General features: G+C 63.1%; 22 protein-coding genes. 11 read left to right on the forward strand and 11 right to left on the reverse strand.

All coding sequences use genetic code 11. From position 1 onward, the window contains the following. Positions 1-28: 28 nt before the first annotated feature. From AC3WR3_RS15665 to AC3WR3_RS15675, 3 genes are all read right to left on the reverse strand, one after another. Positions 29-1,717 carry an ArnT family glycosyltransferase gene (locus tag AC3WR3_RS15665; RefSeq protein WP_492292267.1) on the reverse strand — a complete coding sequence of 563 codons (1,689 nt, stop codon included), beginning with the start codon at positions 1,715-1,717 and terminating at the stop codon, positions 29-31. Then, complete coding sequence (locus tag AC3WR3_RS15670) at positions 1,707-2,105, reverse strand: lipid-A-disaccharide synthase N-terminal domain-containing protein (protein WP_492292268.1); 399 nt, start codon at positions 2,103-2,105, stop codon at positions 1,707-1,709. Before AC3WR3_RS15670 ends, AC3WR3_RS15665 begins: the two co-directional genes overlap by 11 nt. A gap of 88 nt (positions 2,106-2,193) precedes the next feature. Continuing rightward, the gene (locus AC3WR3_RS15675; protein ID WP_265435979.1) at positions 2,194-2,934 is read right to left on the reverse strand and encodes a glycosyltransferase family 2 protein; all 741 of its coding nucleotides are present in this window, start codon (positions 2,932-2,934) and stop codon (positions 2,194-2,196) included. A gap of 358 nt (positions 2,935-3,292) precedes the next feature. On the opposite strand from AC3WR3_RS15675, the gene AC3WR3_RS15680 reads away from it, so the two are divergent. The 4 genes from AC3WR3_RS15680 (at position 3,293) to AC3WR3_RS15695 (ending at position 8,207) form a co-directional block, all read left to right on the forward strand. Beyond that, positions 3,293-4,135 carry a lytic transglycosylase domain-containing protein gene (locus AC3WR3_RS15680; protein ID WP_307765888.1) on the forward strand — a complete coding sequence of 281 codons (843 nt, stop codon included), beginning with the start codon at positions 3,293-3,295 and terminating at the stop codon, positions 4,133-4,135. Positions 4,136-4,452: 317 nt separating this feature from the next. Continuing rightward, positions 4,453-6,120 carry an energy-dependent translational throttle protein EttA gene (gene ettA, locus AC3WR3_RS15685; RefSeq protein ID WP_429109348.1) on the forward strand — a complete coding sequence of 556 codons (1,668 nt, stop codon included), beginning with the start codon at positions 4,453-4,455 and terminating at the stop codon, positions 6,118-6,120. A gap of 133 nt (positions 6,121-6,253) precedes the next feature. Further along, positions 6,254-6,589 carry a hypothetical protein gene (locus tag AC3WR3_RS15690; RefSeq protein WP_492292269.1) on the forward strand — a complete coding sequence of 112 codons (336 nt, stop codon included), beginning with the start codon at positions 6,254-6,256 and terminating at the stop codon, positions 6,587-6,589. Positions 6,590-6,851: 262 nt separating this feature from the next. After that, positions 6,852-8,207, forward strand: coding sequence for an NCS2 family permease (locus AC3WR3_RS15695; protein ID WP_171272518.1), 1,356 nt, complete (start codon positions 6,852-6,854; stop codon positions 8,205-8,207). Between the two features lie 68 nt (positions 8,208-8,275). Here AC3WR3_RS15695 and djlA read toward each other — a convergent pair whose 3' ends face one another. From djlA to AC3WR3_RS15710, 3 genes are read right to left on the reverse strand one after another with little or no spacing between them, the layout of a single operon-like run. Then, a complete protein-coding gene (gene djlA, locus AC3WR3_RS15700; RefSeq protein ID WP_139435008.1) occupies positions 8,276-9,094 on the reverse strand; it encodes a co-chaperone DjlA in 819 nt (272 codons plus the stop codon). Between the two features lie 19 nt (positions 9,095-9,113). Further along, a complete protein-coding gene (gene murU, locus AC3WR3_RS15705; protein WP_139435010.1) occupies positions 9,114-9,782 on the reverse strand; it encodes an N-acetylmuramate alpha-1-phosphate uridylyltransferase MurU in 669 nt (222 codons plus the stop codon). Beyond that, positions 9,779-10,807: an aminoglycoside phosphotransferase family protein gene (locus AC3WR3_RS15710; RefSeq protein ID WP_492292270.1), complete on the reverse strand. Its 1,029-nt coding sequence runs from the start codon at positions 10,805-10,807 to the stop codon at positions 9,779-9,781. The genes murU and AC3WR3_RS15710 overlap by 4 nt, the downstream gene beginning before the upstream one ends. Positions 10,808-10,981: 174 nt before the next feature. On the opposite strand from AC3WR3_RS15710, the gene lptD reads away from it, so the two are divergent. From lptD to AC3WR3_RS15740, 6 genes are read left to right on the forward strand one after another with little or no spacing between them, the layout of a single operon-like run. Then, the gene (gene lptD / locus AC3WR3_RS15715) at positions 10,982-13,414 is read left to right on the forward strand and encodes an LPS assembly protein LptD (RefSeq protein WP_492292271.1); all 2,433 of its coding nucleotides are present in this window, start codon (positions 10,982-10,984) and stop codon (positions 13,412-13,414) included. A 30-nt stretch (positions 13,415-13,444) separates the two neighbouring features. Further along, a complete protein-coding gene (gene surA, locus AC3WR3_RS15720) occupies positions 13,445-14,737 on the forward strand; it encodes a peptidylprolyl isomerase SurA (RefSeq protein ID WP_139435016.1) in 1,293 nt (430 codons plus the stop codon). A gap of 14 nt (positions 14,738-14,751) precedes the next feature. Beyond that, on the forward strand, positions 14,752-15,747 hold the full coding sequence (pdxA, locus tag AC3WR3_RS15725) for a 4-hydroxythreonine-4-phosphate dehydrogenase PdxA (protein WP_479758502.1): 996 nt from the start codon (positions 14,752-14,754) through the stop codon (positions 15,745-15,747). Next, entirely contained in the window at positions 15,737-16,564 is an 828-nt protein-coding gene (rsmA, locus tag AC3WR3_RS15730; protein WP_162519146.1) for a 16S rRNA (adenine(1518)-N(6)/adenine(1519)-N(6))-dimethyltransferase RsmA, read from the forward strand. Before pdxA ends, rsmA begins: the two co-directional genes overlap by 11 nt. Positions 16,565-16,568: 4 nt before the next feature. Next, the gene (gene apaG, locus AC3WR3_RS15735; RefSeq protein ID WP_492292272.1) at positions 16,569-16,931 is read left to right on the forward strand and encodes a Co2+/Mg2+ efflux protein ApaG; all 363 of its coding nucleotides are present in this window, start codon (positions 16,569-16,571) and stop codon (positions 16,929-16,931) included. Positions 16,932-16,937: 6 nt separating this feature from the next. Next, positions 16,938-17,759 carry a symmetrical bis(5'-nucleosyl)-tetraphosphatase gene (locus tag AC3WR3_RS15740; protein ID WP_139435021.1) on the forward strand — a complete coding sequence of 274 codons (822 nt, stop codon included), beginning with the start codon at positions 16,938-16,940 and terminating at the stop codon, positions 17,757-17,759. A 209-nt stretch (positions 17,760-17,968) separates the two neighbouring features. Here the strand turns inward: AC3WR3_RS15740 and AC3WR3_RS15745 are convergent, their stop codons facing one another. Both AC3WR3_RS15745 and AC3WR3_RS15750 read right to left on the reverse strand, forming a co-directional pair. Further along, complete coding sequence (locus tag AC3WR3_RS15745; RefSeq protein ID WP_265435991.1) at positions 17,969-18,454, reverse strand: 2TM domain-containing protein; 486 nt, start codon at positions 18,452-18,454, stop codon at positions 17,969-17,971. A gap of 170 nt (positions 18,455-18,624) precedes the next feature. Beyond that, positions 18,625-19,614: a luciferase-like monooxygenase gene (locus AC3WR3_RS15750; RefSeq protein WP_492292273.1), complete on the reverse strand. Its 990-nt coding sequence runs from the start codon at positions 19,612-19,614 to the stop codon at positions 18,625-18,627. 234 nt (positions 19,615-19,848) lie between these two features. On the opposite strand from AC3WR3_RS15750, the gene AC3WR3_RS15755 reads away from it, so the two are divergent. Continuing rightward, on the forward strand, positions 19,849-22,734 hold the full coding sequence (locus AC3WR3_RS15755; protein WP_492292274.1) for an HD domain-containing phosphohydrolase: 2,886 nt from the start codon (positions 19,849-19,851) through the stop codon (positions 22,732-22,734). Positions 22,735-22,806: 72 nt separating this feature from the next. Here the strand turns inward: AC3WR3_RS15755 and AC3WR3_RS15760 are convergent, their stop codons facing one another. From AC3WR3_RS15760 to rpmA, 3 genes are all read right to left on the reverse strand, one after another. Continuing rightward, the gene (locus AC3WR3_RS15760) at positions 22,807-24,177 is read right to left on the reverse strand and encodes a YjiH family protein (RefSeq protein ID WP_139435027.1); all 1,371 of its coding nucleotides are present in this window, start codon (positions 24,175-24,177) and stop codon (positions 22,807-22,809) included. A 369-nt stretch (positions 24,178-24,546) separates the two neighbouring features. Beyond that, complete coding sequence (gene cgtA, locus AC3WR3_RS15765; RefSeq protein ID WP_025328121.1) at positions 24,547-25,752, reverse strand: Obg family GTPase CgtA; 1,206 nt, start codon at positions 25,750-25,752, stop codon at positions 24,547-24,549. Positions 25,753-25,953: 201 nt separating this feature from the next. After that, positions 25,954-26,211: a 50S ribosomal protein L27 gene (gene rpmA, locus AC3WR3_RS15770; RefSeq protein ID WP_005311678.1), complete on the reverse strand. Its 258-nt coding sequence runs from the start codon at positions 26,209-26,211 to the stop codon at positions 25,954-25,956. Positions 26,212-26,217: the final 6 nt, after the last annotated feature.

A 26,217-nucleotide genomic window follows, 5' to 3' on the forward strand; every position in this document is an offset into this window, starting at 1 on the left:
GCCAGTGGCAGCCCCTCTTGCTGGGGCCTCAGGGGCCAGGGGTATAGCGGAAGGGTTCGAGCCCCGGGGTCAGCCCCTGGCATGCGGGCTTGAGGGCCTCAGCGCCTGCCAGCAGCCAGTCGGTGCGATGGCGGTTGCCGAGGTTTTCCATCTTCTCTGGCTCGAAACACAGCACCATCAGATCCGCACTGCCCAGCACATGGCGCCCGGGCCCGGCCGCCACCCAGGCCGCCGCCTCGTGGGCCTGCTCCCCGTCCCCCAGCAGGTAGGGGTAATGTTGCACGGGCTGCCGGGCGAACAGCAGGTGCTGCTCCTTGAAACCGGCCAGCAGCAGTTCATCCCCCGCGGGCACCTCCTGCTGTGCCCGCGCCATCACCCCCTGCGGCGTGCGCATGTCGTTGAGGCGCACGCAGATCCAGCAGGAGTAGAGCAGCCAACCCACCGCCAGCGAACAGAGGATGGCGCTGAGCGGCGCCCGGCGCAGCAGCACATTGACCAGCAGCAGCGCCGCCCCCAGCACCAGCAGGGGCAGCCAGGGGGCCGGTCCCAGCTCCCCCAGCCGGCTCGCCAGCTTGTCGCTGACGACCAGCGCCCCGGCGCCGCCCACACAGATGATCCCCAGCAGCCAGCCGAGCCCACCCAGCAGGCGGCCGGGCCAGACCCGCGCCAGCAGTGAGCCTATGTAGGGGGCGGTCAGCAGTGCCAGGGCCGGGGTGCCTGGCGTGACATAGACGCCGCGCTTGCCCGGCGACAGGGAGAAGAAGAGCACCACCAGCACCAGGTAGCCGAGCAGCAATATGATGCGCTTGTCCTGCCCCTGGATGGCCTTGCGCCACGCCAGCACCAGCCAGGGCAGCAGCAGGGAGAGGGGCAGCCAGAACGGCGGGATCACCGAGCTGAGGTAGTACCAGAAGGGTTTGACGTGATGCCAGGCATTCGCATAGCGGGTCACCGTCTGGCGCAGCAGTATGTTGTCTCTGTAGGCCTGCAGCACTGGGTCCCCGCTCTGGGCCACAGCCGTCAGCATGGGCACCAGCCACAACCCGATGGCCAGCAGCATGAAGAGCGGCCCCGCCAGCGCCTTCAACCAGTCGGCAGGGGGGGCGGTACGGATCTGCTTCCAGTGGGTCCAGATTGCCGGGATCAGGATCAGCAGGGCCAGCAGCCCCACCCCCTTGGTGATGATGCCGAGCCCGGCGGCAAACCAGCCGAGCCAGTACCAGCGCCAGCCTCCCCCGCAGAGCAGGAAGCGCACGAAACCGTAGACCCCCAGCGTGATGAAGCAGGTCACCAGAGCGTCTATCTGGGCCGTCTTGGCCTGCAGGGTGAACTGGACGGTAAACAACAGCAGCAGCCCGGCCATAAAGCCGACTTGTGCGCTCCACAGGCGGCGACCCAGATCCCACACCAGCGCAATGGTCAGCAGGCCCGCCAGCAGGGAGGGCAGCAGAAACGCCACCTTGATGGAGCCGGTCAGCAGATAGCCAAGGGCGATGCCCCACATAAACAGGGGGGGCTTGTCCGGATAGATCTCGCCGCCGCGCATGGGGAAGAGCCACTGCCCGCTCTCCACCATCTCCTTGGCGACCAGGGCGAAGCGCGGCTCGTCGGCGGGCCAGGGATCCCGCAGGCCGAGACCGGCCCCCAGCACTATCAGGGCGATCAGCAGCAGCCAGCCGAGGGAGGCCTGATTGAGCAGGAAGCGGTCATTTGCCATGGCGGATCTCGTTGTCGTCGACGGCCTTGCTATGGCGGGTCTCGTTATCCTCGACGAGCTTGTCCCGCTTCCAGCCCCTGTGCTGGATATCCAGGTAGAGGCTGTAGAGGGCGGTGAAGGTGGGGAAGAGATTCTGCAGCACGCCGACGGAGTCCTGCTTGGGGGAGAAAACGAAATAGCTGAGGGTCATCAGGCTGCCGAGCACGCTCATGTACCAGAACATACGCGGGATCACCGGCTTGCCGGCCCGCTTGGAGGCCAGGAACTGCACCAGCCAGCGGCCGCCGAACATCAGCGCCCCCGTGTAGCCGATGAGCTTCCAGCCGGTGACATGCAGGCCGGTCCAGTCGAACCAGGTCAGCTCCATGGAGAGCAGGGCATCGATCATCGCCGCCCTCCCGAGTGCAACCCGCCGACATGCAGGGCAAGCTCATCCCTATCCAGCCAGATCGACGGCAACGAAAGCAGGGTCTCCATCACTCCAGCATCTCCCTGACTTCGACCACCTTGGATCGGCGTTGCAGCCACCAGACACCGACCACGTCCACCAGCCCGACCCAGAGCCGGTTCCAGACCCCGTACTTGGAGACACCCGCCTGCCGTGGCCTGTGGTTGACCGGCCAGGGGGACATGCGCCCGCCCTGGGCCTGGATCAGGGCCGGAATGTAGCGGTGCATGTGGTTGAAGCCGGGCAGGCGCAGATACCAGTCGCGCCGCACCACCTTGAGACCGCAGCCGGTATCCGGGATGCCGTCCCGCAGCAGCAGATCGCGAAAACCGTTGGCCAGCCTGGACGAGAGGCGCTTGACCCAGTCATCCCGGCGATTGACGCGGTGACCGATAAGCCCCACCTGGTACTTGTCGGAGGCGAAGCGGCGCCTGGCCTCCTCCAGCATGGCGGGAATGTCAGCCGGATCGTTCTGGCCATCCCCGTCAAGCACCACTAGCCAGTCGCCGCGCCCCTGGCGCACGCCGCTCAGCACCGCCATGCTCTGGCCGACGGCCCTGGCATGACGCACCACCCGCAGCGCGGGGAATTGCGCCTTCAGACCGCAGAGCAGGGCATAGCTGTCATCCTCGCTGCCATCGTCCACATAGATCAGCTCGTAGCTGTATTTCCCCGCCAGCGCGGCATCGATCTCGCCGATGAGGGGGGCCAGATTGTCCCGCTCATCCTTGGCGGGCACCACGACAGAGACATCGATCGAATCAACCATATGCGCTTCCCAATCATGACGAAGGATGCAATCGGTTCGACTGCGTCCCCCATTTCTATTTTATCGACAAGCTGGCTAACATCATGCAAATACAAGACGTTAGAGTGCAAGACCGGCAGTTTATTGCCCCGACAGTAACAAATCCATCAATTTGAGTTGTGCCGCGAGCAGAGGGGCTGACCGCGCACACTCCAGACTCCCCATCACACTCACCAGGAGCGCCTTTTTGACTCTGCCAAAAGTTCCAGACCGTTTTCATCTCTGATGGCCTGACACATAACCAGATGTTCCATCCCCTGGCTGGCGCCCCCCCCATATCGGGCCTATATCTTCCGGATACTAATTCGAGGTATCCATCATGCAGAGACTCTGCACCTGGGGCTGGGGAGTCCTGCTGCTGCTTGCAACCTCCTCCCATGCCGACACCTTTCGCCAGGCCCCCAAGGCCATGAGCGCCTTGCGCCAGGGCGCCGCCATGGAGCAGAGCAACCCGCGGCGAGCCATAGCCCACTACTGCACCGCAGCCAGCCTGGGCAACCCGGAAGCCTACTATCGCATCGGCCGCCTGCTGGCTCGCGGGCCTCAGGGGATCCGCAGCCCCCGCCACGCCAACGCCTACCTCGCCATGGCCATGCGCCTTGGCAATCAGCAAGCGGCTCGCTACTACAACGAGCGGGTGGGCAACGCCCCCTTGGGCACCTGCGGCATCGGCGGGGGTGGAGGCGGCGCTCCCTGGGTACGCCCCAGCACCCCCTTCGATCAGGATAGCTACCTGGCCCGCCAATCCCTCACCAAACAGAAGCTGGCCGTCATGATCCGCCAGGCCGCCCACCGTCACAAGGTCGACCCCCAGCTGGCGCTCGCCATCGCCATCGCCGAGTCCAATCTCAACAGCACAGCCGTCTCCCCCAAGCAGGCGCAAGGGGTCATGCAGCTCATTCCCGAGACCCAGGTGCGCTTCGGCGTGACCCGCCCCTTCGACGCCCAGCAGAACATCCGCGGCGCCATGATCTACCTGAAGTGGCTGGAGAAGCAGTTTGGCCCCGACTGGGTCAGGATCAGCGCCGCCTACAACGCCGGTGAACAGGCCGTGATCCGCCATGGCGGCGTACCGCCCTACCAGGAGACCCAGGAGTATGTGCAGCGGGTGCTCTACTACTCGGGGCAGGACCCGGCCAAGAGCACCAGGCAGCCCCGCTGACCCCTGGCAAAAGCTGACCCCATTACTTCTCAAGGTCGGCTGATGAATCCTATCGAGCCAGAATTAAGGAAGTCTTAAGCCAGTTCGGCCCGAAACCCTGACCGGGCATCTGCCAGATGCCCGCCGCTTTTCACCCCTCTGCCGATGGGACTCCCTGCACTCAATGCTCCGGTTGTCTACTTTGCCGCCCTCTTCCCATTGGTTTACAATCGACGGGTTTTTTGGAACCGGGTCGGCCCCTGCCGACCAGGCCCCACCACGACGTCAGTTTGTTAATGCAAAGACATTAAACTGCTGAAAAGGAAGAGAATTAGCCAATGGCTCAATTTATTTACACCATGAACAGGGTCGGCAAGGTCGTGCCGCCCAAGCGTCATATCCTCAAGAACATCTCCCTCTCCTTCTTCCCGGGCGCCAAGATAGGCGTGCTGGGTCTGAACGGCGCCGGTAAATCCACCCTGCTGCGCATCATGGCGGGGATAGACACCGAGATCGAAGGGGAAGCCCGTCCGCAGCCCGGCATCAAGATCGGCTACCTGCCCCAGGAGCCGAAGCTGGATCCGGAGCAGACGGTCCGCGAGGCGGTGGAAGAGGCAGTCGGCGAGGTGAAACGCGCCATGGCTCGCCTGGATGAGGTCTATGCGGCCTATGCCGACCCGGATGCGGATTTTGACAAGCTGGCCCGCGAACAGGGCGAGCTGGAAGCCATCATCGCCGCCCAGGGTGGTCACAACATGGAGAACCAGCTGGAGCGCGCGGCCGACGCCCTGCGCCTGCCGGCCTGGGACGCCCAGATCAAGCACCTCTCCGGGGGTGAGCGCCGCCGGGTAGCCCTGTGCCGTCTGCTGCTGGAAAAGCCGGACATGCTGCTGCTGGACGAACCGACCAACCACCTGGATGCGGAATCCGTGGCCTGGCTGGAGCGCTTCCTGCACGACTACGAGGGCACCGTCGTGGCCATCACCCACGACCGCTACTTCCTCGACAACGTGGCGGGCTGGATCCTGGAGCTGGACCGTGGCGAGGGTATCCCCTGGGAAGGCAACTACTCCTCCTGGCTGGAGCAAAAAGACGCCCGTCTGGCTCAGGAAGCCAGCTCGGAAGCGGCCCGTCGCAAGTCCATCGAGAAGGAACTGGAGTGGGTGCGTCAGAACCCGAAAGGCCGTCAGGCCAAGTCCAAGGCCCGTATGGCTCGCTTCGAGGAGCTCAACACCAACGACTACCAGAAGCGCAACGAGACCAACGAGCTGTTCATTCCGCCCGGACCCCGTCTCGGCGACAAGGTGGTAGAGGTGGCAAACCTCTGCAAGTCCTATGGCGATCGCCAGCTGATCGACGATCTCTCCTTCTCCATTCCGAAGGGGGCCATCGTCGGCATCATTGGTCCGAACGGCGCTGGTAAATCTACCCTGTTCCGCATGATGTCGGGCCAGGAGCAGCCGGACTCCGGTTCCATCACCCTGGGCGATACCGTGGTGCTGGCCTCCGTGGATCAGTTCCGCGACAGCATGAACGACAAGAAGACGGTGTTCGAGGAAGTCGCCGACGGTCAGGATATCCTGCGCATCGGCAACTACGAGTTCCCGAGCCGTGCCTACATAGGTCGCTTCAACTTCAAGGGCGCCGATCAGCAGAAGCGGGTCGGCGAGCTGTCCGGTGGTGAGCGCGGCCGTCTGCACCTGGCCAAGCTGCTGCAAACCGGCGGCAACGTCTTGCTGCTGGATGAACCGACCAACGATCTGGATATCGAAACCCTGCGCGCCCTCGAGAACGCCCTGCTGGAGTTCCCGGGTTGTGCCATGGTCATCTCCCACGATCGCTGGTTCCTCGACCGTATCGCCACCCACATCCTGGACTACCAGGACGAGGGCAAGATTGCCTTCTTCGAGGGCAACTTCACCGAATACGAAGAGTGGAAGAAGAAGACCTACGGCGCCGACGCCGTCCAGCCGCACCGCGCCAAGTACAAGCGCATCGCCAAGTAAGCGGACCGCCATGCAAGCGAAGTGATGCATCGCCCCATCAGGGGGATTGCAACGTCACAAGGGGAGCCCGGGCTCCCCTTTCTTTTGCCTTTTCGCTTACACTCTTCCCGCTTCCCCCTACCGGCACTCACCGATGACCCAGACCAGCGCCCCCCCGAAGAGAGTCACCATCCAGATCCGGATCGAACCCGGCTGCCTGGGCCCGGATGGCAAGCGCCACATCGATACCTTCTGCACCGCGGCCAACCGGATCTTTGCCGCCATCGAACCCGAGCGGGTGAGCTGGGTGCTGCTCCCCCGTCATGACAAGCAGTTGCCCGAGCAGGCCTACTTCATCGACGGGCGCACCCTGAGCGAGGCACAGGCCGGCCTGCTGCTGCAGCGCATGGGACTGACGCTCGCCACCTTGCAGGAGCACAGCGACGCCGTGCTGGCCCAGCTGGTGGAGCGCTACCTCAAGAGCCGCTGAGGGGCACCATGGCAACACAAGCCTCTATCGAACCTTGTTTTTGCACCTCGACGGGCAAACGTTTGAATTTTTACTCTATTCATTGATCCGCCTCGCAGATCCGGGGTTTGTAAACGTCGCCGCCTGTGTAAAAATGTGCGCGCTGTCACGGTATCAGGACGAGTCTGGTCGCTCAGTCGCCAGAAACAGGGCAACCCAGCCCCCATGGATGGGGTTGACTGTTCGCCTGCTGCTTATTTCACGTCACCCATTGGAATCCAACATGAATCAACCACACAACGCCACAGAGCAGGCAGCCAACCCCGCCGCCGGGCAAGGATTGCTCGAGCGCCTGTTTGCCCTGAAAGGCCATGGCACCACGGCCCGCACCGAGGTCATCGCCGGCATCACCACCTTCCTGACCATGGTCTACATTGTCTTCGTCAACCCGCAGATCCTCTCTGCGGCGGGCATGGACACCCAGGCGGTGTTCGTCACCACCTGCCTCATCGCCGGCATCGGCAGCATCCTGATGGGGTTGCTGGCGAACCTGCCCATCGCCCTGGCCCCCGCCATGGGGCTGAATGCCTTCTTCGCCTTCGTGGTGGTGGCCGGCATGGGCTACTCCTGGCAGGTCGGCATGGGCACCATCTTCTGGGGCGCCTTAGGATTGCTGATCCTCACCCTGCTGCGGGTACGCTACTGGCTGATTGCCAACATCCCCCTCACCCTGCGGGTCGGCATCACAGCCGGCATAGGCCTGCTCATCGCCCTGCTCGGCCTGCACAACGCCGGCATAGTGGTGGCAAGCCCCGCTACCATGGTGACGGTGGGCAACCTCACCTCCCTGCCCTGTCTGCTGGGGCTGCTCGGCTTCTTCCTGATCTGCATCTTCTCCGCCCGCGGCGTGCACTCCGCCGTGCTGATCGCCATCGTCGTCACCACCACCCTGGGCTGGCTGTTTGGCGACGTGACCTTCAAGGGCTTCGTCTCTGTGCCGCCGAGCATCACCCCCGTCTTCGGTCAGCTGGACCTGATGGGATCGCTGGACATCAGCCTCGCGGGGATCATCTTCTCCTTTATGCTGGTCAATCTGTTCGACTCGTCAGGCACCCTGATCGGCGTCACCAACCGCGCCAAGCTGGCGGATGACAAGGGCCACTTCCCGCGCATGAAGCAGGCGCTGGTGGTGGACAGCGTGAGCTCGGTCGGCGGCGCCTTTATGGGCACGTCATCGGTCACCGCCTATATCGAGAGCAGCTCAGGGGTGGCCGTCGGCGGCCGTACCGGCCTGACCGCCATCGTGGTCGGCGTGCTGTTCCTGCTGGCGATCTTCTTCTCCCCGGTTGCCGCCATGGTGCCGGCCTATGCCGCCGCCGGCGCCCTTATCTACGTGGGGGTGCTGATGTGCTCCGAGCTGACCCGGGTGAAGTGGGAAGACCTGACCGAAGCGGTGCCGGCCTTCATGACAGCGGTGATGATGCCGTTCAGCTTCTCCATCACCGAGGGGATAGCCGTGGGCTTCATCTCCTACTGCGTGATGAAGGCGGGCACCGGCCGCTGGCGCGAGATCAACCCCTGCGTGCTGGTGGTGGCCCTGCTGTTCGTGCTCAAGTTCGTCTGGGTCGACAGCCACTAATCCCGGCTTTCGCATACAAAAATGCCCGTCATCGACGGGCATTTTTTATGGCTGGCAAAGGGCAGGGTTCAACGGATGCCGCGGGCCTCTCGGATCCACTCCCAGGCCTGCTGGATCTCCTGGGTCTTCTCCTTGGCCATCTCCATCATCTCGGGGGGCAACCCCTTGGCGGCCAGCTTGTCCGGGTGATGCTTGCTCATCTCCTTGCGATAGGCGCGCTTGATATCCTGATCGCTGTCGCTCTCGCTCACCCCCAGCAGCTGGTAGGCATCCTTGAGGCGATCCTGGGAGGGGGCCTCCTGCCGGTATTGCTGCCCTTGCCCACCCTGCTGCTGGCGGTGGAAGAAGTTCATCTGCGCCTCCGCCATCGCCAGGATCCGCGCCAGCTCGATACGGCTGAAGCCGAGCTCGTCCGCTATGGTCTGCAGGATGGCACGCTCGTTGGCCTCCACCTTGCCATCGGCAAAGGCGGCCTGCAGCTGCACCTCCAGGAAGAAGCGCAGGATGTCGCGCTGCCCCAGGCTGGCGCGGCGGAACTCCGCCAGGGTTTCGCGCAGCGGAAAATCGCTCTCCTTGCCCTGGCGGAACGACTCCTGGGCCCGCACCCGCTGCTCGCCGGAGAGTCGCATCCTGTCCATCAGGCTGGAGGCGACCCGGATCTCGTGCTCGGTGACCTGACCGCTCGCCTTGGCGATGTGGCCCATGACGGCGAAGGTGGCGTGGAAGAAGACCGCCTGCTGCTGCTGGCTGGGAGCTCGCTGGAACGCCCCCCGAATGCCCATGCCCCGATCGAAGCGGTGGCCGATCCAGAGGCCAAGCAGGGCGCCAAAGATGTTGCCGAGCAGAAAACCGAAGAAGGCGCCAAGCACCTTACCCCAAATACGCATGGTTCAAGACCTCGTGATGTTAATGAGTGCCGGCAAGCAGCTGGTCATCCAGCTCCCGCAGCCGATCGACTGTGCCTATGTCCCGCCACTCGCCGGTCAGCAGAGTGCCACCGACCCGGCCTTGTGCCATCCAGTCGCGCAGCAGGGGGGCCAGCTTGCGGGCACCGCAAGGCAGGGGGACAAAGGCCGCCGGGTGATAGAGGCCGACGCCGCTGAAGGTGAGGGCTGGCGCGTCCAGCACCCGGCCGTCTTGCAGGGAGAAATCCCCCTGAGGATGCTGGGGCGGATTGGGTACCAGCCAGAGATGGGCCAGGTCCTCTCCCAGCGACTGATTCACCAGAGCACCATAATCCGCATCAATCCAGGTATCGCCGTTGATCACCAAGAAGGGCTCAGCCCCCAGCAGTGGCAATGCCTGCACTATGCCGCCCGCGGTCTCGAGGGCACTCTCCTCCGCCGACCACAGGATCTCGACCCCGAACTGGCGGCCATCGCCGAGGGCCTCCACCAGCTTGTGACCGAGCCAGGCGTGGTTGATGACCAGCCGGGTCACCCCGGCCGCCTTGAGCTTCTCGATGTGGTGGACGATGAGGGGCTTGCCCCCCACCGCCAGCAGCGGCTTGGGCAGCAGGTCGGTGAGCGGGCGCATCCGCTCGCCACGGCCCGCGGCCAGGATCATCGCCTTCATGACGGCTCCCCGGCACGCCGTGCCTCAGCCGCCCGGGCCAGGCCCGGCAGCACCACCTGCTGCAACCAGTCGCCGAAGCGGGCCAGCACAGGATGCTCGGCCCCATGCTGGCGGCACACGTCCACCACATAGCCCAGGGTACGGGGGATGTCCTTGAGGTAGCCGGACTTGCCGTCGCGATGGTAGAGACGGGTGAAGAGGCCGGCCGCCTTCAGATGCCGCTGCATGCCGGTCAGGTCGGCGTGACGACGGAAGCTGGCATAATCGAGCCCGTCGAGCAGGCCTGCCCGGCTCAGGGTCTCAAAGCCATGGCTCATGCCCTGCTCGATCACCTCATCGGGCCAGCGCACGTAACAGTCTTTCAGCAGGGAGACCAGATCGTAGCTCAGCGGCCCGATGACCATGTCCTGGAAGTCGATGACGGCAAGCCGGCTGCCGTCCGGCGTATCACCGCCGCACACCATCAGGTTGCGGCTGTGGAAGTCTCTGTGCATCACCCCGTGGGGCTGGGCCAGGTTGTTCTGCGTGAGGCAGGCGAACATCTCGTCCAGCAGTTGCTGTTCGGTCTCGCCGAGACTCAGATGCAGGTGATGACCCAGCAGCCACTCGGGGAAGATGGCGTTCTCGCGGGCCATGAAGGCCTCGTCGAAGGGCTCGAGCTCGAGCGCCACCGATCCGAGCCGGGGCAGCAGTCCTATGGCCTTGCCATACCAGGCCAGCACATTGTCATCGTTCAGGCAGCCGATAAGCTGGGTATCACCAAGGTCACTGACCGCCAGCAGCCCCTGCTCATAGTCGACCCCCTTCACCTCGGGGGCCAGCAGCCCAACGCCGTGCAGGGCGGCGGCATTGCGAACGAATTCATGATTTTTTTCGGTTTTCGGATTAGCATCCACCCACACCAGGCCACCACCACGGAAGTAGCGGCGGAAACTGGCGTCACCGGAAATAAGCGTCAACGAGAGGTTGGCATCACCGGTAATCCGGCGTGCCCATTGCAATAGCAGGGAAGCGCGATCGTGCATGAGTCGGGAACCAAATTGGAAAGCAGCACTTGGCTGTTAGCCCTGGCCGCAATAATGCTTTATCATTGCCGGCTAACATAAAGCAATGACATGCAATGTCAACTCGATGGATCCTGACATAAAATGCATGCCCTGAATCAACCGTTTTTACTACGGATTGCGCGAGCCCTTCACATGACAAAATGGACACTGGGGTCTTCTTATCCCATCGCCCTGACCATCAGCCTTGTTCCTGCCCTGAGTCCGTTCACGGTGCAGGCGGCGCCCCTCAATGCGCCACCGGCCACCGGGATCCTCAACAGCCTCTGCTATGACTATGTCCCCAAGGTCGAGAAACCCAGCGCGGATCAGGACGCCAATGCCCAGCCTGTCGAAGTGGATGCCGATCGCCTTGAGGCCAAGCAGGGTGGCACCGCCGTCTATGAAGGTGACGTCAAGGTGCGTCAGGGCGTGCGCAAATTTGACTCCGACTATGCCCAGCTCGATCAGAAGAGCCGGGATGTCATCGCCATCGGCAACATCTATTACAACGATGGCCAGATTACTGTCACCAGCGACAAGACCCTCAAATCCAACCTGGACACCAAGAACTCCGAGCTGGAAGAGGGCAAGTATCAGGTGCATGGTTCACCGGTGCGCGGCTTCGCCGAAAAAGTCACCATGACCAACAACAACCAGAACATCACCCTGGAGGGGGCCCAGTACACCACCTGCCCACCGGGTCAGGAGGCCTGGACCCTGAAGGCCGGCAGCATCGACATCGATCAGTCCGAGGTGTTCGGGGAGGCCTGGAACGCCAGCCTCTGGCTCTATGACTATCCGGTCTTCTATTTCCCCTATATCAACTTCCCCATCAAGGATGAGCGCAAGACGGGCCTGCTCTACCCGGGCTATACCCAAAGCTCCAAGAACGGCATGGACATCACCCAGCCGTTCTACTGGAACATAGCGCCGAACTACGATGCCACCATCACCTCCCGCTTCATGGACAGACGGGGCCTGATGGAGCAGGTCGAGTTCCGCTACATGCCGGACCCGGCCCACGTGGGCAGCCTCTATTTCGAAAATCTGGCAGATGACAAGCAGTACGACGAGACGGACAGCCTCAACGATCACCTGTCCGACGGGCATCGCTACCTGCTCAGTGCCCGCCACACCTCCATGTTCATGGACAATGCCATGCGGGTGTCGGTGGACTACACCAAGGTGCGGGATCGGGACTACAACTACTTCAACGACTTCTCCCCCAAGGTGGGGACCCAGGTCGACAACCAGTTGCAGCAGTCCCTCACGGCCGGCTACTTCCAGCAGAACTGGAACCTCAATGCCGAGGTGCGCACCTACCAGATCCTGCTGGCCAGCGCCCAGCAGCCCCACGAGCTGATGCCGCGCATCAACCACAACTACTACCAGCAGGGCAGCTGGTACGATCTGGCCTGGAACACAGAGCTGACCAACTTCGGCTACAACAACGATCAGGCCATCGAGCAGAACAAAGGTAGCGCCTACACGGGCACCCGGGTCTACACGGCCCCCACCCTGACCATACCGCTCATCGACGAAGCCGGCTACTTCCTCGACAGCCAGTACAAGCTGATGTACACCCGTTACGATCAGACGGTGCCGGATGACATGAGCAGCACCTTCACCAACAGGTTCACTCCTCAGGGTGGGGGGGATGTCACCCTGGAAGAGGGCATCATCACCCGGGTGCTGCCTTCGTTTCGCCTCAAGGGCGGCATGACCTTCGAGCGCGACCAGCAGTGGTTCGGCGAAGGGGCCAGCCAGACCCTGGAACCCGAGTTCCAGTACCTCTATGTGCCCTACAAGGATCAGGACAACATCGGGGTCTACGACTCCACCACCATGCGTCAGGACTACTACAGCCTGTTCAGCGACCGCCGTTTCGCCGGCCTGGATCGCATCAGCGACTCCAACCGGCTCTCGGTCGGCGTCACCACCCGTATCTATGATCCGGCCGGGGATGAACGAATTCGGCTGGCCGTTGCCCAAGCCTTCGACTTCGTGGCGCCCAGGGTCAAGCTCTACTCCAGCGACGAGCTGAGCACCAATACCCGCTCCCCGCTCTCGTTCGAGGGTGACGCCAAGATCAACGAGCAGTGGTATGCCCATGCCGGGGCACAATATGATCTGGAGCAGCGTCAGATAAGCTCCTCCAACAGCGCCCTGGAGTACCGCCACGAGAAGCTGATCAGCCAGTTGAGCCACCGCTTCGTGCGGGACGCCAACTACGACCTGGATCGCAAGGGCGAGGTGACGGATCTCAACCAGATCGGCCTGCTGTTGACCACTCCGCTCAACGATCAGTGGCACCTCTATGGCGGCTACTATCAGGAGCTCGATCAGAACGTCAAAGTTGACCGCAAGGTGGGCCTGAAATATGACTCCTGCTGCTGGAGCATCAACTTCAACCTGGAATGGGTCAATACGCCGGACAACGTGAACCTGGCCCCGACGTCCGAGCGCAGCCTCGGCATTCAATTTGAAATGAAAGGATTGGGTAGCGTGGGTACCGGCTCCAAGGGCACCTCCCTTGACACCGAAGCACTGCCTTACATTCGTCCGTTTAACCTGCGAGACCAATAACGGGTCTGGCAAACGCCTTGAGAGATGGATATGAAGAAGACGTTGATTTCCCTGCTGACCGCAGGCCTGTTTGGAGTCATGAGCCAGGGCGCCCTCGCCGCGCCCGAGCTGGTGGACAAGGTGCTTGCCGTGGTCAACAAGGACGTGGTGCTGGCCAGTCAGCAGGAAGCCCTGGTACAGAAGGTGAAGGCTTCTGCGCAGGAGAGCGGCCAATCCCTGCCCGATGACGTCACCCTGCGCAAGCAGGCGCTGGATCGTCTGATCCAGGAGAGCCTGCAGCTGCAGCTGGCGGATCGCCAGGGGCTCAAGATCAGTGATACCCAGCTGGAGCAGGCCATCCAGAGCATAGCCGCCGACAACAAGATGAACCTGGAGCAGCTGCGTGCCCAGCTCGAACGGGAAGGGCTGACCTATGCCCAGTACCGGGAAGAGGTGCGCCGCGAGATCCTGATGAACGAGGTACGCCGCAGCCAGGTTCGCCGCCGCATCAACATCTCCGAGCAGGAGGTGAAGCAGGTGGTCGAGGCCCTGAGCAAGCAGGGCCAGCAACAGACCGAATACCATGTCGGCCACATCCAGGTTGCCCTGCCTGACAACCCGAACGCCGAACAGCTCAACGCCGCCAAGGCCAAGATCGAACGCATCCTGGCTGCACTGAAAGAGGGGGCGGACTTCCGCAAGCTGGCCATCGCCGAGAGCAACGGCCCCAAGGCCCTGGAAGGGGGTGACTGGGGCTGGATGAGCCCGCAGGAGATGCCGACCCTGATGTCAGAGGCGGTACAGGGCGCCGGCAAGGGCGATATCGTCGGCCCGCTGCGCTCCGGCGCCGGTCTGCACATCATCAAGATCTTCGACACCAAGGGTCAGCAGCAAGTGATGCAGACCGAGGTGAAGGCCCGCCACATCCTGATCAAGCCCTCCATCATACTGAGCGAGGAGAAGGCCAAGGGGACCCTGGACGGCATCTTGCACGACATCAAGAGCGGCAAGGCGAGCTTTGCCAGCATGGCGGAGAAGTACTCCGAGGATCCGGGCTCTGCGGTGCAGGGTGGCGAGCTGGGCTGGTCTGACCCCAACGTCTATGTGCCGGAGTTCCGCGACATGGTCAACCGCCTGCAACCGGGCCAGATCAGCGAGCCCTTCCGCACCAGCCACGGCTGGCACATAGTACAGCTGGAAGATCGCCGCAGCCAGGATGCCACCGGCAAGGCCCAGGAACAGCGCGCCTATCAGCTCATCTTCAACCGCCGCTTCACCGAAGAGTCCCAGGCCTGGCTGGATGAGCTGCGCGACGAAGCCTACATCCAGATCGAACCCAATTAATGGGCGACGAGCAGATGAACAGCCATCGTCTTGCCATCACGCCGGGTGAGCCCGCCGGCATAGGCCCGGACCTGGTGCTGCAGATAGCCCAGCGGGACTGGCCGCACCAGCTGGTGGTGATTGCCGACCCGGCGCTGCTGCGCGAGCGCGCCGCCCTGCTGGGGCTGCCCATCGAGCTGCAACCCTATGATGCCGCTGCCCCCGTGAGGGGTCAGCGAGCGGGAACCCTGACGGTCTGTCCCGTCCCCCTCGGCGCCCCCGTGGTGCCGGGCGAGCTCGACGAGGGCAATGGCGCCTATGTACTGGCCACCCTGCAGCGCGCCTGCGACGGCAACCTGAGCGGCGAATTCGCCGCCGTGGTGACAGGCCCGGTGCACAAGGGGATCATCAACCAGGCGGGCGTCTCGTTCAGCGGCCACACCGAATTCTTCGCCCAGCAGTCAGACACCGCCGACGTGGTGATGCTGCTGGCTACCGAAGGGTTGCGGGTGGCGCTGGCGACCACCCACATTCCCCTCGCCTACGTGGCCATGGCCATCACGCAGGAGCGTCTTGCCAAGGTGATCCGCATCCTGGATGCGGATCTCAAGGGCAAGTTCGGCATAGCACACCCCAGAATTTACGTCTGCGGCCTCAACCCCCATGCCGGGGAAGGGGGCCATCTCGGCCGTGAAGAGATCGACGTGATCGAACCCGCCCTGGCCAGTCTGCGCCAGGAAGGGATAGATCTGGTCGGCCCCTTGCCGGCCGACACCCTGTTCCAGGAGAAATACCTCAAGGATGCGGATGCGGTACTCGCCATGTACCACGACCAGGGGCTGCCGGTGCTCAAATACAAGGGCTTTGGCAACTCGGTCAACATCACCCTCGGACTTCCATTCATCCGTACTTCGGTGGATCACGGCACAGCGCTGGATCTGGCAGGCAAGGGCCTGGCAGACTCGGGCAGCCTGGTCACCGCGATTAACCACGCCATCCAGATGGTAGAGAAAAAAAGATATGAGCAGTAAGGTGCAGAGCAACAAGGTGCACATGGGCCACACGGCCCGTAAGCGTTTCGGTCAGAACTTCTTGCACGACCGTTATGTGATCGACCAGATCGTCGCCGCCATCAACCCGCAGCCGGGTCAGAACCTGGTGGAAATCGGCCCGGGTCTGGCGGCACTGACCGAACCGGTCGCCTCCCAGATGGACAAGATGACGGTGGTCGAGCTTGACCGGGATCTGGCGGCTCGCCTGCGCGAGCACCCGACCCTCAAGGAGAAGCTGACGGTGATCGAGGCCGATGCCATGCGCTTCGACTTCGGCACCCTGATGGGAGAGGGCAAACCTCCCCTGCGCATCTTCGGCAACCTGCCCTACAACATCTCCACCCCGCTCATCTTCCACCTGTGCGAGTTCGCCGACCGGGTGGAGGACATGCACTTCATGCTGCAAAAGGAAGTGGTACTGCGTCTGGCCGCCGGTCCCGGCAGCAAGGCCTATGGCCGCCTGAGCGTGATGACCCAGTACTACTGCCAGGTGGTGCCAGTGCTGGAAGTGGGCCCCGGCGCCTTCAAGCCGGCCCCCAAGGTCGACTCGGCCGTGGTGCGCCTCATCCCGCACAAGAACCCGACCATAGTCGCGAAAGACATCCGCTGCCTGAGCCGGGTCTGCACCGAGGGCTTCGGCCAGCGTCGCAAGACCATCCGCAACAGCTTCTCCAACTTCATCACCGACGCTCAGCTGACCGAGCTTGGCATAGATGGCAACCTGCGCCCGGAGAACCTCTCCCTCGAGCAGTTCGTCATGATAGCCAACTGGCTGGCCGATCAGCAGCAGGCCTGATCCCATGGCATCCCCCCGGATAGTGGTTCGCCCGCACCCCAGCTATGTGGCGGGCACCGAGGATCCCTACCATTTTCTCTATCTCATCGAGATAGAGAATCTGGGGCCGGGCAAGGTGCAGCTGCTGCATCGGCGCTGGCTCATCACGGATGCCAATGGCAAGATGCTGGTAGTGGAAGGTCCCGGGGTCGTGGGCGAGCAGCCCTTCATCGCCCCCGGCGAGACCTTCACCTATCAGAGTGGCGTTCCCCTACCCACCCCCTTCGGCGTGATGGAAGGCAGTTACACCCTGCAAGACGAATCGGGGCAGCAGTTTGAGGCCCCCATAGCCCCCTTCACACTGGCCGTTCCCAACATTATCAACTGAGGTTTCATGGCGAATTGTTTCGTCGGTGATATCCAGGGCTGCTACGACGATCTGCGCCGTCTGCTGGATCTTGCCGAATTCGACCCCGACAACGACACCCTCTGGCTGTGCGGCGATCTGGTCGCCCGCGGGCCGGACTCTCTCAACACCCTGCGCTTCGTCAAGTCATTGGGAAACCGCGCCGTGACCGTGCTCGGCAACCACGACCTGCACCTGCTGGCGGTGGCTCATGGGGTCGCCCCCCTCAAGAAGAAAGACAAGCTGCAGGCCCTGATGGAAGCCCCGGATCGGGACGAGCTGCTGGAGTGGCTGCGCCACCGCCCCCTGCTGGCGGAGCACCCGGATCTCCCCATCATGATGATCCATGCCGGCCTCTCTCCGGCCTGGGATGCCCACACGGCACGCAGCTGTGCCCGCGAGGTGGAGACGCTGCTGCGCGGCGATCAGTACAGCTGGCTGCTGCACAACATGTATGGCGATCAGCCCGATAGCTGGGACGAAAATCTGCTGGGGATAGAGCGCTACCGCTACATCATCAACAGCTTCACCCGGATGCGCTTCTGCTACTTCGATGGCCGGCTCGACTTCAAGTGCAAGAAGGGTCCCACGGAGTCCACCCCCGGCCTGCGCCCCTGGTTCGAGCAACGCGAGCACCATGTGGACGACCCCATACTGGTGTTCGGCCACTGGGCGGCCCTGATGGGAGCCACCGGCAAGGAGGACATCAAGGGGCTGGACACCGGCTGCGTCTGGGGCAACAGCCTCACCCTCTGGCGCTACGAGGACGATGCCCTGATAGCGACCCCCTGCCCTGCCTATGCCAAGTGAGCATAACGCCCAGACGGCGACCTCTGTCTCACCTATGCCAAATGCGCATAACGCCCAGGCGGCGACCTCTTCCTCCCCCGCCTATGCCAAGTGAGCATAACGCCCAGGCGGCGACCCCCTGCCTCACTGATGCCAGGCAGCTATGAGGAAGAGCGGATATAAAACGGGCCCGGCATTGCCGGGCCCGTTTTATGGGGTGAAGTCGTGACTTACAGCTTGCGCCCCAGCCGTTTCTCGACCTGGCGCCGCTCCCATTCGGGCCCGAACAGCTTGAATGGCTGGAACAGGTTGATGGCGTGGGAAGCCAGCCCCAGCCCCCAGCCCAGCATGGGCCACCAGGCCCAGATATAGTCCGGGTTGCTCAGGTAGTTGATGACAAACAGCCCCCCTATCACCAGCACATAGCTGATGAGGTGGCCGTAGAAGCCCTTGAGCCCCTCGACGAACTTCATCGCCTCCCGCTCATCCCTGGCCACATGCACTGTCCCCTGACTGTCGGTCTCGTTCCCTTTCATCTCGCTCTCCTGCAGTTGAGTCACATCGAGCTCAAAGACGGCGGCCAGGGCCTTGAGGGATTCCAGTCCGGGCTGCTGGCCCTGCTCGATCCGCTGTATGGTGCGGACACTCAAGCCAGTCAGGGTCGCCAACTGATCCTGGGACCAACCCCGCTGCAATCTCAACTTCCTGACGATCATCTTGGACTCCTTGTGGTGATTGACGGGGCCAGCATAGGGCCGGCACGGCGAGAGGTGACACGACAGAGGGCCGACACAAACCTGACTATCGTTTAAAATCAAAGACTTGAAATCTGTTCTGGCGATTCACCCCGGTGCGGGCACACGAGCTGGTGTGCCCGCACAGGCTGTCACAGGCTCCGCATCAGCTCGGCGGCGATCTCGAAGGAGCGCAGTCTGGCCTGATGATCGACGATGGGACCGTTGAACATCAGCTCGTCGGCCCCGGTTTCGGCCAGCAAGGCCTTGAGGCCGTGACGCACCTGATCCGGATCCCCCACCAGGGAGCGGGCCAGGGTCTGCTCCATCGCCATCAGCTCCCGGGGTGACCACGCCTCTCCCAGGCTCTGCACCGGCAGCGGCAGCTTGCCGGCATCCCCCCGGTAGAGGCGCAGGAACTGCTGCTGGAGCGTGGTGAACAGGAAGCGGGCCTCCCGGGTCGTGTCGGCGGCGATCAGGTTGATGCAGACCACCGTATAAGGCTTGGGCCAGCGCGCGGAAGGGCGGAACTGGGTGCGGTAGATCTCGAGTGCCTGCAACAGCAGGCCGGGGGCAAAGTGGGAGGCAAAGCCGAACGGCAGCCCCATGGCGGCCGCCAGCTGGGCACTGTAGAGGCTGGAGCCCAGCAGCCAGATCGGCACGTGCAGCCCCTGGCCGGGCACCGCCTGCACGGCGCCCACCTCGTCACCGAAGTAACCCATCAGCTCGCGCACGTCCGCAGGAAAGTCATCCACCTCGCCGCTGCGCTGGCGGCGCAGCGCCTGCATGGTGCGCTGATCGGTACCGGGTGCACGGCCAAGACCGAGATCGATGCGATCCGGGTAGAGAGAGGCGAGGGTGCCGAACTGTTCGGCGATCACCAGGGGGGAGTGGTTCGGCAGCATGATGCCGCCGGCCCCCAGCCGCAGAGTGCTGGTGGCACCGGCCAGATGGCCGATGAGCACCGAGGTGGCGGCACTGGCGATCCCCGGCATGTTGTGGTGCTCCGCCAGCCAGTAGCGGTGGTAGCCCCAGCGCTCGGCATGCCGGGCCAGATCCTGCGAATGACGAAATGACTCGGCCGGCTGGCTTCCTTCGGGGACGGGCACCAGATCCAGGACGGAATAGGGGATGGCAGACATGGGACACTCCATTGATTCACAGGCGATTCACCAGTGGAGCAATGTAGCACGAGATATCTGAATGAATCACCTGACCAGGCTGCCGGGACCCGCGCCATGCAGCTCGCGGCAAGGGGAACGCCAGAAGATAAGGGCTCCCCCCTTCTGGCCCCCACCTCCTATGCTTTTTGTCATCTTGCGAGCACACTGTTAGCAGATCATCGCGGGGAGCACCCGCAGGACAAGGACAGGTCCATGACAAAAGCAAGCCTCGGCAGCAAGCCCTTTTACGTGCACATTGCCACCCTCTTCATACTGCTGTTCTCCGTGCTGGGGGGCGCCCTCATCATGCTGCAGTTTCAACAGGGCATGCAGCAGGGGCTGGAGCACGAACGGCAAAACTTCCAGCAGTACAGGGAGCAGCTGGCGCTCGCCATCAAGCTGAACCAGCGCCCGGCCCGCATGTCGCTCAGCCTGTTGCGCAGTGGCCAGCTGGCCGCCATGACCAGCCTGGAGTCCCGCCTCGGCTACCTGCCCCAGCTGGCCGAGGTGCTGGCCAACAGCGCCAGCTATGGCGCCATCTATGCCGGTTACGAGAACGGCGACTTCTTCCTGGTGCGCAAGCTGACCGAGCGGGCCAGGGGGTTGCTGGACAGCCCCCCTCCCGGGAGCCACCTGCTGGTGCAGAGCCTGAGCCAGGGCCGGGGAGAGTTTCTCTATTTCAACCAGCGCCTGCGGCTGCTGGAGCGGCGGCCCATGCCGGACTACCAGTTCGATCCCCGCGACCGCGGCTGGTACAAGGAGGCCCGCTGGGGCACCGGCATCATAGTGACCCACCCCTATCTCTTCTTCACCACCAAGGAGCCGGGCATGACGCTGGCGGTGGAGAGCGACGATCGCCGGGCTGTGATAGGGCTGGATGCCGGCGTGGAGGGGCTCTCCTCCCTCATCGGCGAGCTGCCCCTGCCGAGCCACTGCCAGCTGGTGATGTTCGACGAATTCGGAACCCTGCTCGCCACGGATCCCGAGCAGCTGCCCAGTTTCGAACAGCTGAGCCGCCTGCCCATGCTGTCTGCGCTCAAGCACCCCATACTGGCCAGGCTGCAACAGGAGATGGCCTCCAGGCCCGCCCTGCTGCACGAGCCGGCCGAGCTGACGCTGGACGATGGCAATGGCCGTGACTGGCTGGTCAACCTCTCCTCCCTCGACGAGGACTCCCCCTTCTACCTGGCCCTGCTGGTCCCGGCGGACGCGCTCACCGCACCGGCCCGCCACGACGCCCTGCGCAACCTGGCCTGGGCATGTGCCGGTCTGCTGCTGCTGCTGCCCGTCATCTGGCTGGTGGCGCGGCGCACCGCCGCCCCCTTGCTGGCGCTGACGCAAGAGGCCGAGCGGATCCAGCACTTCGACTTCGGCGAGAGCGAGCGGCCCGACTCGGCGATCCGCGAAATAGACGATCTCGCCCGGGCCATGTCCAGCATGCGGCTGACCCTGGGCAACTTCATGAGCATGGGTCTGGCGCTGACGGCCGAGCACCGCTTCGATTCCCTGCTCAGCCGCATACTGCACGAGACGGTGGCGGCGGCCCAGGCGGAGGGCGGTTGCCTCTATCTGGCCCAGGACAGGCAGATGAAGGCGGTTCAGGCCATCTGGCAACGGCAGCCCCTGGAATGTGAACGGGTGCAGTGGCAGGAGTCCCTGCTCGGCGGCCTCTACCATAGCGAGCGGCTCAGCCTGCCCCTCAACGCCGAGCAGTGGTCGCACTACCTCGCCGACTGGGGCCCCTTCCCCGGCCCCCGCCAACTGCTGGCCGAGCCCCTCTACAATCACCGCCAGGAGTTGATCGGCTGCCTGTTGCTGATCCTGCCGGACTGCGCACCACGGGAGCTGGCGTCACGCATCAGCCTCATCGAGGCGCTGGCGGGTATGTCCGCCTCCGCAATCGAGAATCAGCGCCTGCTGGAGGAGCAAAAACAGCTGCTGGAGGCCTTCATCGAGCTCATCGCCGGTGCCATCGACGCCAAGAGCCCCTACACCGGAGGCCACTGCCAGCGCGTGCCCGAACTGACCCGCATGCTGACGGAGGCGGCCTGCGCCCAGCAGCAGGGCCCCTTTGGCGACTTCACCCTCAGCGACGAGGAGTGGGAGGCCATCCATATCGCGAGCTGGTTGCACGACTGCGGCAAGGTCACCACGCCTGAGTTCGTGGTGGACAAGGCCACCAAGCTGGAGACCATCTACGACAGGATCCACGAGATCCGCACCCGTTTCGAGGTGCTCAAGCGCGACGCCCATATAGAGGCGCTGGCGGCCCGGCTGCCCGCCTCCGAGCGGCAGGCAGCCCTCGAGGCCGTGACCCCGATCTGGCAGATGCTGGATCAGGAGTTCGCCTTCGTCGCCGAGTGCAACCTGGGGGGCGAGTGGATGGCACCGGAAAAACTGGCGCGGCTCGATGCCATCGCCAGCCGCACCTGGCTGCGCACCCTGGATGATCGCCTCGGCGTCAGCCCGGAGGAGCTCAGGCGCCATCCCGGGGAGGCGGCGCCGCTGCCCTGCCGCGAGCCGCTGCTAGCCGACAACCCGGTGCACCTCATTCCCCGCCCCGCCCACGACAACCTGGCCAGGCACAATCCCTGGGGCTTCAAGGTGCGGGTGCCCACCCATCTCTACAACCGGGGAGAGCGCTACAACCTCGCCATCGGCCGTGGCACCCTCACCGAGGAGGAGCGCTACAAGATCAACGATCACATCATCCAGACCATCCGCATGCTGGAGCGGCTCCCCTTCCCCCGTCACCTGCGCAAGGTACCGGAGATCGCAGGGGGCCATCACGAGCGGATGGACGGCACCGGCTACCCGCGCCAGCTGCTGGGTGAGCAGATGAGCATTCCCGCCCGCATCATGGCCATCGCCGACATCTTCGAGGCCCTGACCGCGAGCGATCGTCCCTACAAGTCGGGCAAGACGGTCTCCCAGTCCCTGACCATCATGCAGAAGATGGTGCAGGAGCAGCACATAGACCCGGCCCTGTTCTCCCTCTTCCTCGACAGCGGCGTCTGGCGGGACTATGCCCTGCGCTTCCTCACCCCCGAGCAGCTGGACGAGGCGGCCTGCCAGGCCCTGCTGGCGGAGCCGCGCTAGCCGCGATTACCGGGCGCCCATAAAAAAACGGTCAACCGAGGTTGACCGTTTTTTTCGTCTCCAGGCTGCCCCTTAGAACAGCAGGTGCGCCACACCGGCGATCACCGGCAGTGTCACCAGGGTACGCAGCAGGAAGATGACGAACAGCTCCCACAGCTTGACCGGGATCTTGCTGCCCAGCAGCAGGGCGCCCACTTCCGACATATAGATGAGCTGGGTCACCGACATGGCGGCGATCACGAAGCGGGTGATGTCGCTCTCTATGGTCGAGGCCAGCACCGCCGGGATGAACATGTCGGCGAAGCCCACCATGATGGTCTTGGACGCCGCCTCGGCCTCCGGCAGTTGCAGCAGCTCCAGCAAAGGCACGAAGGGGGCGCCCAGCCAGTTGAAGATGGGGGTGTGCTCCGCCAGCATCAGAGCACAGGTTCCGATCGCCATCACCACCGGCAGCACGCCAAACACCATGTCCAGGGCGTTCTTCACCCCTTCCCGTGCCACGGCACCGAGATCAGTCATGCTGTCGGCCTTGGCCAGGGCACGCTGATAGCCATAGCTCAGCACGCTGTGCTGATGAGGGATCGCCTCCTGCTTGCGGCACAGGGGAGTGCCGTCGCTGTAGACATCCTTCTTCCAGGAGAGCGGGGGCAGGCGCGGCACCACTATGGCGGCGACCACGCCGGCCAGGCAGACGGTCAGGTAGAAGGGGACGAACATGTGCTCCAGCTTCACCTGGGAGATCACCACCAGACAGAAGGTGATGGAGACGGCGGAGAAGGTGGTGCCGATGACGGCGGCTTCACGCTGGGTGTAGAACTTGCCCTCGTACTGCTTGCTGGTAAGCAGGATGCCGACGCTGCCATCCCCGAGCCAGGAGGCGAAGCAATCCACGGCGGAGCGACCGGGCAGGCGGAACACAGGGCGCATGATGCGGGTCATCATGGTGCCGACGAACTCCAGCAGACCGAAGTCCAGCAGCAGCGGCAGCAGCAAGCCGGCGAAGATGAAGACAGAGAACAGCACCGGCAGCAGATCGTGCAGCACCAGGCCGCCGGTCGCCCCGGAACGCAGCACCTCGGGACCGGCCTCGAAGAAGGTCAGCAGCACGAAGAGGCCCCCCAGCACCCGCACGCAGGCCCAGAAGGGGGAGACGTTGAACAGGCTGTTGAGGAAGGGGCGTCTCACCAGGATCGCCGGCTTGAACAACCAGGCGATCAAGGTCATCAGCATGGTAGTGGTAATGATGGCGCTGACCATGGCCACCAGATAGTCGGCGAACACCGTCTGTACCAGCTTCGCCAGCACGGCGACAGGGATGGTGACATTGCCGTCATAGATGACGGGGGTCATGAACAGCAGGATCCCGATGAGCGACGGGATCAAAAACATCAGCACATTGCGGCGAGTATGGATCGCCGGTGCCTGCAGGGTCTTTTCCAACATGATAGACAGCCTTAAATGTGACTTTTCCTTCAGCCAGGCCGCCTGCATATTCATGCCCTCGCCCGACAAACGGGCGCAAGAATAACCCAAAAAACTGCACAAACAAGCTTTTAATGGATTATTTCAAGCATAAATATTTTATCAGGCAAACCATCCATAAGAACAAACCAAAACAGTCATGCATATCAATTCAATTCAATAGGTTAGCATAATGTTTCATACAGGTTACGTTCAGGGGCGCAGTATAATCAGTTGCGGTTGGCAGGCAATAAGTGGCATGAGAAATATATCTATAAGGTGATCCCGTCGATCCTCCCATAAAAAAAACCGGAGCCTGTCGGGGCTCCGGTCTTGTCACGAAAGAGAGTCTCAGTCGCGGACGTAGATCACTTCGACGCCGTCGTCATCTTCGTCATCCCAGTCGTCGTCATCGTCCAGCGCCTCATCGAAGGCCTTGGAGGCTGCCAGGGCTTCCGCCTCGGCCTGGGCCAGCTGGTTCTTGTGGTAGTCGTCCCACTTGAACTCGACCTTCTCGATGGCGGCCTTGGCATCGGCTTCCAGCTGACGGGGCATGGTGTCCAGCAGATCCAGGATGTCGTAGCAGACCTTCTTGGTGCCTTCCTTGCTGATGGCAGTGATGGCATAGACAGGGCCTTCGTGGTTCAGGGCTGCCTTGACTCTGTCCATCACTTCCTGGGCTTCTTCTTCCAGGATCAGATCCATCTTGTTGAATACCAGCCAGCGCGGTTTGCCTGCCAGCTCGGGGCTGTACTTCTCCAGCTCCCGGACTATGGTCACGGCATTCTCGGCCGGATCTGAACCGTCAACCGGGCAGATATCCACCAGGTGGATCAGCACGCGGCAACGTTCCAGGTGCTTGAGGAAGCGGATACCGAGGCCGGCGCCTTCGGCGGCACCCTCGATCAGACCCGGAATATCGGCGATGACGAAGGAGCGGGAGTTCTCACCACGCACCACCCCCAGGTTCGGCACCAGGGTAGTGAAGGGGTAGTCGGCCACTTTCGGGCGGGCGGCAGAGACGGCGCGAATGAAGGTGGACTTGCCCGCGTTGGGCAGACCCAGCATGCCGACGTCAGCCAGCAGCAGCAGCTCCAGCTTCAGGGTGCGCACTTCACCCGGGGTGCCGTTGCTCTTCTGATAGGGGGCGCGGTTGACCGAGCTCTTGAAGCGGGTGTTGCCAAGGCCGTGGAAACCGCCCTTGGCGACCAGCAGCTTCTGGCCGTGGGTGGTCAGATCCCCCAGCAGTTCACCGGTATCCTCATCGCTGGCGCGGGTGCCGACCGGGACGCGCAGGGTACGATCCTTGCCGCGACGACCGGTACAGTTGGCGCTCTGGCCGTTCTCGCCACGCTCGGCGGCATGGAAACGCTCGAAACGGTAGTCGATCAGGGTGTTCAGGTTCTCGTCGGCGATCAGATAGACATCACCGCCGTCACCACCGTCACCGCCGTCCGGGCCACCGTTCGGGATGTACTTTTCACGGCGAAAGCTCACACAACCGTTACCACCGTCACCGGCATCGACTCGAATCTGGACTTCATCAACAAACTTCATAGGTAACCGTCACCTTAATTCGAAAAACCGATACGCAATTATAGTGGTACAGACCCCTGCGGGCGATACGCATCTTGCCAATCATGCCCGTCAGAGCCAAAGTCAGCTGCGTTCCGTTTTTTCGTCAACGACATCAGGAAAGACGTCAGAAAAACAAAAGCCCCGCCTGTTGGCGGGGCTTCGGATCCTTGCGGTCCGTAATTACTCAGCAACGATGCTGACGTACTTACGATTCAGCGGACCTTTAACTTCGAACAGGATCTTGCCAGTCGCTTTCGCGTACAGGGTGTGATCGGTGCCCAGGCCAACGTTGGTGCCAGCGTGGAACTTGGTGCCACGTTGACGAACGATGATGCTGCCTGCCAGAACTGTTTCGCCGCCGAAACGCTTAACGCCAAGGCGTTTAGCTTCAGAATCGCGACCGTTGCGGGATGAACCGCCAGCTTTTTTATGTGCCATTTATCG

The organism is Aeromonas sp. EU05-FHT14A05 (genome assembly GCF_058791175.1).

Bases quoted from the DNA above. Each gene is read 5' to 3' on its own strand.
- AC3WR3_RS15680 (WP_307765888.1), top strand. From the start codon at position 3,293: ATGCAGAGACTCTGCACCTGGGGCTGGGGAGTCCTGCTGCTGCTTGCA.
- AC3WR3_RS15670 (WP_492292268.1), bottom strand. From the start codon at position 2,105: ATGATCGATGCCCTGCTCTCCATGGAGCTGACCTGGTTCGACTGGACC.
- AC3WR3_RS15665 (WP_492292267.1), bottom strand. From the start codon at position 1,717: ATGGCAAATGACCGCTTCCTGCTCAATCAGGCCTCCCTCGGCTGGCTG.
- AC3WR3_RS15745 (WP_265435991.1), bottom strand. From the start codon at position 18,454: ATGATCGTCAGGAAGTTGAGATTGCAGCGGGGTTGGTCCCAGGATCAG.
- AC3WR3_RS15755 (WP_492292274.1), top strand. From the start codon at position 19,849: ATGACAAAAGCAAGCCTCGGCAGCAAGCCCTTTTACGTGCACATTGCC.
- AC3WR3_RS15690 (WP_492292269.1), top strand. From the start codon at position 6,254: ATGACCCAGACCAGCGCCCCCCCGAAGAGAGTCACCATCCAGATCCGG.
- apaG (WP_492292272.1), top strand. From the start codon at position 16,569: ATGGCATCCCCCCGGATAGTGGTTCGCCCGCACCCCAGCTATGTGGCG.
- ettA (WP_429109348.1), top strand. From the start codon at position 4,453: ATGGCTCAATTTATTTACACCATGAACAGGGTCGGCAAGGTCGTGCCG.
- rsmA (WP_162519146.1), top strand. From the start codon at position 15,737: ATGAGCAGTAAGGTGCAGAGCAACAAGGTGCACATGGGCCACACGGCC.
- pdxA (WP_479758502.1), top strand. From the start codon at position 14,752: ATGAACAGCCATCGTCTTGCCATCACGCCGGGTGAGCCCGCCGGCATA.
- surA (WP_139435016.1), top strand. From the start codon at position 13,445: ATGAAGAAGACGTTGATTTCCCTGCTGACCGCAGGCCTGTTTGGAGTC.
- AC3WR3_RS15760 (WP_139435027.1), bottom strand. From the start codon at position 24,177: ATGTTGGAAAAGACCCTGCAGGCACCGGCGATCCATACTCGCCGCAAT.
- rpmA (WP_005311678.1), bottom strand. From the start codon at position 26,211: ATGGCACATAAAAAAGCTGGCGGTTCATCCCGCAACGGTCGCGATTCT.
- AC3WR3_RS15750 (WP_492292273.1), bottom strand. From the start codon at position 19,614: ATGTCTGCCATCCCCTATTCCGTCCTGGATCTGGTGCCCGTCCCCGAA.
- lptD (WP_492292271.1), top strand. From the start codon at position 10,982: ATGACAAAATGGACACTGGGGTCTTCTTATCCCATCGCCCTGACCATC.
- AC3WR3_RS15695 (WP_171272518.1), top strand. From the start codon at position 6,852: ATGAATCAACCACACAACGCCACAGAGCAGGCAGCCAACCCCGCCGCC.
- AC3WR3_RS15710 (WP_492292270.1), bottom strand. From the start codon at position 10,807: ATGCACGATCGCGCTTCCCTGCTATTGCAATGGGCACGCCGGATTACC.
- AC3WR3_RS15675 (WP_265435979.1), bottom strand. From the start codon at position 2,934: ATGGTTGATTCGATCGATGTCTCTGTCGTGGTGCCCGCCAAGGATGAG.
- murU (WP_139435010.1), bottom strand. From the start codon at position 9,782: ATGAAGGCGATGATCCTGGCCGCGGGCCGTGGCGAGCGGATGCGCCCG.
- cgtA (WP_025328121.1), bottom strand. From the start codon at position 25,752: ATGAAGTTTGTTGATGAAGTCCAGATTCGAGTCGATGCCGGTGACGGT.
- djlA (WP_139435008.1), bottom strand. From the start codon at position 9,094: ATGCGTATTTGGGGTAAGGTGCTTGGCGCCTTCTTCGGTTTTCTGCTC.
- AC3WR3_RS15740 (WP_139435021.1), top strand. From the start codon at position 16,938: ATGGCGAATTGTTTCGTCGGTGATATCCAGGGCTGCTACGACGATCTG.